We start from the raw sequence: 8,547 nt of genomic DNA, 5'->3' as shown, positions 1-8,547 counted from the left end.
GACTGCGAGGATCACCGGCTTTTTTCACGTATAGAGTTGGTTGCTACCAGAATTACCGCTCCCCCAAGACGGGGGTGCAGCTCCGCTTAAGGCAGGCACCGCATGTTACCGTTTGGCGGTTTGCTGACGCTCGTTCAAATGCTCGCTCAAATATTTCACTATGCCGTCCTCTGCATCCTGCGAATACTGCCAGACCATCGCGCCCGCGAGATTCTTGCTTTGGATGTAGCTCACCTTCTCCTTCAAGGCCTCCTGATCCTCGTAACTGATGAAGGTATGGCCGTCATAGAGGTAGGCAGCCTTGGCTTTGTTGTCATAGTAGCGCTTGAAGCCATTTTTGTTCAGGTAGGCTTTCTCGATCTGCTTATAATGCAGATTTACCTTGTCGATGTCGATGGGCGTTCCGGGAGCAAAGAGGCCGTTCTTGGCCCCCTTGTTTTCCTTCACGTTCTTCCAGCCGTACGAGTAGGCAGGGATGCCGAGCAGCAGCTTCCTGCTGTCGATGTCGTGGTCCAGGTACATGGAGATGATGCCGTCAATGGAGTGTTTGGATTTCCCCTGGCTGTCTGCGTACAGATTGGAGTTAAAGCCCGTGGTATCCGACCACTTGCCTGTCAGGTCGTAGGTCATGACGTTGATGAAATCCACGTATTTCTCCACTTTTTTGACCTCGACGTTCTGGAAGTACCAGTCCTGCGTTCCGGAAGCGAAGGTCAGCAGATATTTCTTGTTCTTGTGAGGCAGCCTGTACAGCTTCTCCCGCAGCTCCTTCATCAGATTGGTAAAATTCCTCGTATCCTCCGGCCTTGCCTTCTGCGTGTTCCAGGCATGGAACGCCGGATACTCCCAGTCGATGTCCACGCCGTCCAGGTCCAGCTCCTTGACCAGGTTGATGATGCTCTCGGTGAAGAGGTACCGGTTGCCGTCCAGCGCAGCGTCCGAGAAGCCGTCGGCTCCGTAGCCGCCTACAGCCAGCACCATTTGGGTCTTCGGATTCGCCGCCTTCAACTGCTTGATGTTTTCTTTGATTTGATTGTTGGTCGTGATGTCTTCATGGAAGTAGAGCTCCGTTCCCTTGATCTTTGCAAAAGCGATAAACGCAATGTCCACGCCTTTCTCCGATAGCTTGATGTTTCGGTAATCCTGCCAAGCCTCCACGTAGACCGCCGTGATTTTCCGGTCCTCCGCCGCGGAGATCTGATAGAAGTAAAGACCCATGCCTGCAAGCAGCACCACAATGAATATTTTCGTATAAATCGTTATTCTCATCGTCCTTTAACCCCGCCCGCCGAATAGAATGTAGGTTGCCGTTTTGCTTAGGTTTAACACCTTGACGGTGATATAGCTGATGGCGAAGATAATGGTGATATTCACGATCAGACTAAGGGAGGCTTCCAGGAACGTGGCCTCGATTTCGGTTCGGCCGGATAGCATCATTTCAACGAGCAGGTGAATCAGGTAGATGCTGAAGCTGGCCCGGGAGAGCGAGCTGATCAATTTTTGGACTTTATGATTCACTTTATCGCTGATTCGGGCTTCCTTCTCCTTGAAGAAGATAAACAACCCGACAGCCATGAAGAACGTGGTGATGGAGTAATTGCCATAGAACATCTCATCCAGTACGCCGCTGCGCAGCGATACGAAGTAGGTGGCAACCGGCGTGATAAAAAAAGAGACGATGCCCAGATTGTACAGAATGTTTTTTGCTTTAAGCGGCAGATCGAAATGGAAGAGATAGTACCCCAGAATGAAATAACCCAGAAATCCCATGAAGAACGGGATGTTCATGATCGGAATGTTGATGTTTTGTTTTTTCAAGCAGAAGACACCAGAGATGGACGTAATTTCGGTCGGTCAGCAGCCGGTAGCCGAAGTCGATAACGAACTCGTACGCACTCAGCTTGCTTCGCATCAGATAGTATTGATTGTACAAGCCGTAGATGAGCGACCAGGTCAGGAGGGGGATGAGCAGCGGCACGACGCGCTTCGTATAGAACTCACGGTAGGATGTTATCTTCGTCCGCAGAATCATCGCTCCGCTGATCATGAAGAAAACCGGGACGGCGAACCGGGAAATGGAATTGAATCCGTTGCTGATCCACCATGAGGAGGAGTGGAAATCATTCGTGCTGGTCAGCACCTCTGCCGTGTAGTGCAGGATAATGACGGCTACGATAGATAGAATTCTTAGAATATCGACATAGACGATTCGTTTGTTGGGAACCATGCGGTTTCGGCAGTCTCCTTCACTATAATTTAGTTCGATCCAGCGGCAATGTTCTGGCTGATGGCGGCCACGCCTTTGCGCTCCACGAATCCCCAGCCCTCATCATTGTCAAAATATTTGAACGTGCCCGCAATGTTGATGTACAGCAGCAAATTCCGATAGGTTAGCAGCTCCGCTTGGCTGAACAGGAACATTCTCACGTAATCGCTAAACGCATAGGTGCTGCCATATTTACGGCATAAGTACAGGGAGATGACGATCTGCGCGGCATTCAGCACCACGCTCATCAGCAGAAAGATAATGGCATGCCACAGGTTCCCGCCCACAACCAGCGTCTGCCCCAGATAAAATATCGTGGTAAACGCCGAGAGCGTCCCCAGCATAAATCCGTCAATCGCAAAGAACAGGCTCACGCTGACGCTGAACTTCCGGGACAGCCTGGACCAATAGATCAGAATGCAGTCAATGAAGGCCTTCTGCCAGCGAATGCGCTGTTTATAGAAGTTCGGCAGATTCTCCGGACATTCGGTGTAGCATACCGCTTCCGGGGCGTAGACGAGTTTTTTCTTCAGCCGATGGGCCTTGATGTATTCATGGATTTTCAGGGTAATGTCGATATCCTCGCCCACCGTGCTGCGGAAGCCGTCGACATGAACGAGAACCTCTTTATAGAAGGCGCCAAAGGCGCCTGAAATCACCACGATCGAATTAAAATACGATTGCGTGAGCTTGCGGACGTAGAAGCCGTGCGTATAATTGATGATCTGGCTTTTGATGAGTCCTTTCCCGCGGAATTTTTCGACGACGGCACCGTTCTTGTCCCGGACGGCACCCTGCACGATTTTGACCGTGCCGCCCAGCGCAATGATATCGTCATCGTGAAAATATTGATTCACATACTTGAGCGAGTCGGCTTCCAGCATGCTGTCCGCATCCAGGGTGATGACGATGTCGGAGACGGCATAGTCGATACCAGCATTCAGCGAGTCGGCTTTCCCGCCATTCATCTTATCGATAACGTAAATATGGCGGTATCGATTGGAACGATAGAATCCTTTTATTGGCTTGTAGGTCAGCTTGCTGTCGGCCGTCCTGACACTCGGCTCCAAATCCAGGAGCCCGTCTAGGGCGGATAAGGTTCCGTCCTTGGAGCCGTCGTTGATGATCATGATCTCATAGTTGCGGTAGCGCAAGCCCGCCATGGCATCGATGCAATTCCGGATCGTCAGTTCTTCGTTGTAAGCGGGGACAAGCACCGTGATTGATTTTTCGGCGAGATCGGAATTCAGTTTCTTCACCTTGCTGCATAGCAGCGGGATGAACGTGTAGAGGGCCTGAAACACGAGAAACACGCCGGCTAATCCATAAAAAAAGTACTGCAAACTCCTCACTCCTCTCTTTCTCTGTCTTTTTGTGATGAAGACCAGTATGATGCGCCTTGGGCCTGCTCTATGGGGTGCGGATTAGGCGAGCGCTTTTTCTGTCCATTCGATGTCAAGGGATAAAATCGGGCAAAGAGGGATAAAATCATACATTTATAACCTCTAATTCCATATAAATACAAATGACATCCTATGTAATAAACTATCGCAATCGTCCTACAAATGTAAAACCGCTCCATGGATCAAGAAAACGAATACATTGATGCTTTTCGAGAACAGTCTCTGTATAGGTTCGTCTTTCTATATTTTAGGCGGCTAAAGCGATTAAGCATATATGTACATGGAGCCCGTTCATCTTTCGCCTAACTTCGGTTCAACTCGTCTTAAATCGACAAACATTCGGCAAAATGACTTGATATTTACATAGGGTCCCTTAGAATGGAGAGAAAGAAGGAAGAGCATAGAGGAGTTTATGTCATGAATGAGGTTATTGCACGGAATCACGTGAAGGTGCTGGGGACAGGGGAGCGTACGCTCATGCTGGCGCACGGCTTCGGCTGCGACCAGAGCATGTGGAGATACATCCTGCCTGCCTTCGAACCGTTTTATCGTATCGTGCTGTTCGATTACGTGGGCTCGGGCGGTTCTAATTTGTCGGCGTATACATCGGAGAGGTACGGCAGCCTTCGCGGTTATGTGCAGGATGTGCTGGACATTGTGGAGGCGCTGGAGCTTCGGGACGTGATTTTTATAGGCCATTCGGTCAGCTCCATGATCGGGATGCTGGCATCGATCGAACGTCCGGAGTATTTCGCTCAATTAATCATGATCGGGCCATCTCCGCGATATCTGAATGATGACGGGTACGTCGGAGGATTTGATAAAAGCGATGTGACGGAGCTGCTGGATATGATGGAGATGAATTTTGCCGGATGGGCAAGCTTCCTCGCGCCGATCGCGATGAAGAACCCGGAGATGCCGAAGCTGACCCAAGAGCTGGAGCGCAGCTTTATTTCGGCGGATCCGGCGATTACGAGGGAGTTCGCCGAGGTTACCTTTTTCTCGGACTGCCGGCAGGCGTTATCCCAAGCCACGGTTCCCTCGCTGATCCTGCAATGCTCGGATGACAGCATCGTCCCTATTGCGGCAGGCGAGTATTTGCACAGTCATCTGGATAACAGCACGTTCCGCTTGATGGAGGCGAAGGGGCATTATCCGCATATCAGCCATCCCGAGGAGACGATTGCGTTGATCAATGACTATCTGAAATCTGAAGCGGCGTATACAGGCTAGCGGGAATGTACTTGGAAAGGATCGATCGATAAGCAATGGATGAACGATTGAACTATGCGCCATGCGGCTATGTCTCCATCACCCACGAAGGCATGGTGGCGGAGGTGAACCAGACCTTCCTCGACATGATGGGGTATCGGCTGGAAGACGTGGTGCAGAAGCATTTTGAAGCTATGATGTCGACGGCGAACAAGCTTATATTCCACTCTTACTTCTATCCGCATATCAATCTGGACGGGCATGTGGAGGAGTTGATTATCCGGCTTAAGAACAGCCGGGGGGAATCGGTGCCGTTTATATTGAATGGACGCAAATTGGAGCGTGAGGGCCAGGAACGGCTGGACTGCGTATTGGTGCAGATGGGCAAACGCTTCGATTATGAAATGGAGCTTCGGATGGCCAACAAGCAGATTGAGAAGGCCTATTGGGAGAAGGACCAGGCATTGGCCGAGCTGCAGCAGATCCATGCCGAGATTGAACGGAAGCAGACGGAGCTCATGGAGATTAACGCGGTTCTGTTGGAGCTGTCGAATACCGACAAGCTGACCGGATTGAAGAACCGGAGATTCTTTCAGGAGAAGCTGGAAGAGCAGCTGATGCAGTATAACCATAACCGGATTCCGCTCTCGTTGTTCATCATCGACATTGATCATTTTAAGCGCGTGAACGATACTTGGGGACATGGGTATGGGGATGAGGTTCTGTTTGATGTAGCAACCATCCTGAGGAGCCACGCCGTCGAAGGTGAGACGGTGGCCCGCTATGGCGGAGAGGAGTTTGTCATGATCCTCCCGGAAACGGATGCGGAGAAAGCAAAGGCCGGCGCGGAGCGGTTACGGCGGGCAGTCCAGGATTTCAGCTGGAAAACGGGCAGCATGACGATCAGTATCGGCATCATCACGGCCAGTCCGGACGCCAATGAAGCGACGCTCCTGCAAAAAGCGGACGAAGCCCTCTATGCCTCCAAGCAAAACGGACGAAACCAGGTTACCCATTATGAGGATTTGAGGCTCCAGGGATATTCGACTTAATACGTTCTATTCATGAAAAAGCCATAACCAAGTTGAGCCTAAGCTCGCATGGTTATGGCTTATAGAGGTTCAGGCTCCTGAGCCTTGTTAACCTATTTTTTGCGTGAGAGGCGAAACTACATAAAATCGTAAAAGTAACGGATGAAATGAAAAAAGATCGGCGAGGTATACGTCAGGCTGTCGACGCGGCTCAGGTAACTTTTCTTCAAAGCATCGAATCGTCCGTCATCCCCGATCAATAAATCGCGCTTCAGCACGGAAACCGTCAAGCTGCCGAAGAAGCCGGCGAGGCTGATCAGCATGCCGGACAAGAGGCCGAAGGTCGGGCTAAGCGGCGTCAGATAGGGATAGATGAGATAGGAGCATCCGGTGGTAACGAGAAACGCGCACGCAAAGCCTTCCCAAGTGAGATTCGGGTTCGATGTCGGCACGATTCTCCGTTTGCCGAAATAGAGGGAAGCGATCGTGTGCACCACATCGTTCAGCTGCGTTAAGACGACGAGAAACAGCACGAGCCCAGCTCCATACTGGGGCGTGGCAAATTGAAAATAGGCCAGGTGGCTGAGACCGAATACCATGAGCATGAGTCCCCACTGGGTCGAGCTGACGCTGCGCATAAATCCGACGGTGCCCTTGTTGATCAACCGTGGAAGCGGCAGCACCAAGAATACATAGATTGGAATGAACACGATGAACATCCCGTACCATTCGATATAGATCCAATAGAATTGGACGGGGATGGTTAGATAAGCCCACAGAAATAAACGGCGATCGGCCTTCCGGGTTTTGATCATCGAGAAATATTCTTTGAGCGTAAAGAAGGTCAGCACCATAAGGGATAGCAGGGATACGACGGGATTCAAAAGGGTCGCCAAACAGAAGATGACGAGCATGCCCCACCAGGTTTTGATGCGGAATCCTACTTCGGTATAGTCGATATTCGGCTGCGTCTTACTCATCACGTAATACAGGAGCTGGATGACCGATAAGACGGAGAATATAAGGATCAAGGTTAAAAGCGAGCTTTCCATATGCCTGTCATCACCAACTTGTCACGGGGTACGATTCTTGTTCTACTAAAAGAATCATATGTTATTATGAAGGAATAATTCAATACGGATAAGGGGAAATTTCGTAAATGGTAGACGATCAATCGGTCTTTATATTGCTTACCAATACCGGAACGCTCTTTACGAAAGTCATTCAGGGCTATACGAGAGCGCCTTATAATCATGCCTCGATCTCCTTTAACCGGGAGCTGTCGGAGTTATATAGTTTTGGGAGGAAGAATCCGAACAACCCCCTGAACGGCGGGTTTGTAAAAGAGGATTTGAAGACGGGAACGTTCAGCAAGTACCCCAACACGACCTGCGTGATCTATGAGCTTCAGGTATCCGAACGCGACATCGCGAAGATGAAGCGGGTTTTGCAGGCTTTTATCCGAAAGGATAAAAAGTATTTCTATAACATATTGGGCGTCCTGGGCATCGCCCTGAAGGAACCGATCGAATTCAGCAATTCCTATTTCTGTTCGCAATTCGTGGCCGAGATTCTGCAGCGTTCCGGAGTAAGGTTATGGGATAAGCTGCCTGCCTTGGTAACGCCGGACGATTTTCGCCAAAGCGAGCGCCTGCAGTTGATATATGAAGGGAAGCTGAGCGAGTATGAGCCTTGAACTTCACAAAGCATTGTCGGCATCCTGCGGACATGACCAACTTGTAAGGCGGACGGTTGCTAAGACATTCAGCTTCAAGCGCATCCATTTATGCTCGTCAGTGTCAGTTTGTTCCATTCGAATTACCTTATTACGAAATAAGGAAAAAGCCCGCTTAGTCTGCATCCAGATGAGGCTGGGCTTTTTGCAGTTCGTGGATGATGAAGGTCGGGAGCCCCTCCCAGCAGCAAGTACTGGAGATTAAACAGCATTTGCTATAAAATGGAGTTATGAAAATGAAATGCAGTTTCATCTAATGAAACGAAAGGATGTCGTAGTCAGGATTCGCTTATATCTTGGATGGGAGCGTGGTTTAGGATGAACAGCAAGGAACGGTTTTCGAATCGCGTGGATTCGTACACGAAGTATCGCCCGAGTTATCCGCAGGAGGTCATGGATTATCTGTATGACACGGTGGGACTGCATGGCGATATCGCCGATATTGGCGCAGGGACGGGGATATTCACGAAGTTGCTGCTGAAACGGGGGAGCCATGTGACCGCCGTGGAGCCCAATCAGGCGATGCGGGAAGCCGCCGAGTCGGACCTTGGCGGCGAGCCCGGCTTCCGCATGGTTTCCGGTTCGGCCGAAATGACGGGGCTGCCCGATCAATCGATGGATCATATCGTAAGCGCCCAGGCTTTTCACTGGTTTGACCGTCATGCGGCCCAGTCGGAGTTTCGGCGGATCCTGAGGCCGGGCGGGAAGGTTGCCCTGATATGGAATTCCAGGCTCACGGGGGGAACGCCGTTCCTGGGGGCATATGAGCAGTTGCTCCTTACCTATGGCACCGACTATAAAGAAGTGGACCAGAAGAATATTGGGCATGAAACGCTGGCGGCCTTTTTCCGTTCAGGAGATATGAAGGAGGCGAAATTCTTCAATCGGCAGACATTCGAT

Annotated in this window: 7 protein-coding genes and 1 pseudogene; 4 read left to right on the top strand and 4 right to left on the bottom strand. The window is 50.6% G+C overall.

Features of this window, described 5'->3' with window-relative positions:
• Positions 1 to 105: 105 nt before the first annotated feature.
• The 3 genes and pseudogenes from RB297_RS23830 to RB297_RS23820 form a co-directional block, all read right to left on the bottom strand.
• Positions 106 to 1,269: a glycoside hydrolase family 18 protein gene (locus RB297_RS23830; protein WP_375121621.1), complete on the bottom strand. Its 1,164-nt coding sequence runs from the start codon at positions 1,267 to 1,269 to the stop codon at positions 106 to 108.
• A gap of 6 nt (positions 1,270 to 1,275) precedes the next feature.
• Positions 1,276 to 2,227: pseudogene (locus RB297_RS23825) on the bottom strand (acyltransferase).
• A 29-nt stretch (positions 2,228 to 2,256) separates the two neighbouring features.
• Positions 2,257 to 3,609, bottom strand: coding sequence for a glycosyltransferase family 2 protein (locus RB297_RS23820; RefSeq protein WP_375121620.1), 1,353 nt, complete (start codon positions 3,607 to 3,609; stop codon positions 2,257 to 2,259).
• A gap of 477 nt (positions 3,610 to 4,086) precedes the next feature.
• On the opposite strand from RB297_RS23820, the gene RB297_RS23815 reads away from it, so the two are divergent.
• Positions 4,087 to 4,902 carry an alpha/beta fold hydrolase gene (locus tag RB297_RS23815; RefSeq protein ID WP_277747365.1) on the top strand — a complete coding sequence of 272 codons (816 nt, stop codon included), beginning with the start codon at positions 4,087 to 4,089 and terminating at the stop codon, positions 4,900 to 4,902.
• Between the two features lie 35 nt (positions 4,903 to 4,937).
• On the top strand, positions 4,938 to 5,933 hold the full coding sequence (locus RB297_RS23810) for a sensor domain-containing diguanylate cyclase (protein WP_375121619.1): 996 nt from the start codon (positions 4,938 to 4,940) through the stop codon (positions 5,931 to 5,933).
• A 116-nt stretch (positions 5,934 to 6,049) separates the two neighbouring features.
• Here the strand turns inward: RB297_RS23810 and RB297_RS23805 are convergent, their stop codons facing one another.
• Positions 6,050 to 6,964: a phosphatidate cytidylyltransferase gene (locus tag RB297_RS23805; protein WP_009591157.1), complete on the bottom strand. Its 915-nt coding sequence runs from the start codon at positions 6,962 to 6,964 to the stop codon at positions 6,050 to 6,052.
• A gap of 107 nt (positions 6,965 to 7,071) precedes the next feature.
• On the opposite strand from RB297_RS23805, the gene RB297_RS23800 reads away from it, so the two are divergent.
• Positions 7,072 to 7,608, top strand: coding sequence for a hypothetical protein (locus RB297_RS23800; RefSeq protein WP_009591201.1), 537 nt, complete (start codon positions 7,072 to 7,074; stop codon positions 7,606 to 7,608).
• A gap of 357 nt (positions 7,609 to 7,965) precedes the next feature.
• Positions 7,966 to 8,547 (top strand): class I SAM-dependent methyltransferase (locus RB297_RS23795; protein WP_375121618.1); only part of this gene is annotated, 582 nt, incomplete at its 3' end.

The organism is Paenibacillus sp. CR_12 (assembly GCF_041953985.1).
GTDB classification, from domain to species: domain Bacteria; phylum Bacillota; class Bacilli; order Paenibacillales; family Paenibacillaceae; genus Paenibacillus_AQ; species Paenibacillus_AQ lautus_A.
This window is presented reverse-complemented; position numbering and strand designations above follow the sequence as displayed.

Bases quoted from the DNA above. Each gene is read 5' to 3' on its own strand.
- RB297_RS23830 (WP_375121621.1), bottom strand. From the start codon at position 1,269: ATGAGAATAACGATTTATACGAAAATATTCATTGTGGTGCTGCTTGCA.
- RB297_RS23805 (WP_009591157.1), bottom strand. From the start codon at position 6,964: ATGGAAAGCTCGCTTTTAACCTTGATCCTTATATTCTCCGTCTTATCG.
- RB297_RS23800 (WP_009591201.1), top strand. From the start codon at position 7,072: ATGGTAGACGATCAATCGGTCTTTATATTGCTTACCAATACCGGAACG.
- RB297_RS23815 (WP_277747365.1), top strand. From the start codon at position 4,087: ATGAATGAGGTTATTGCACGGAATCACGTGAAGGTGCTGGGGACAGGG.
- RB297_RS23810 (WP_375121619.1), top strand. From the start codon at position 4,938: ATGGATGAACGATTGAACTATGCGCCATGCGGCTATGTCTCCATCACC.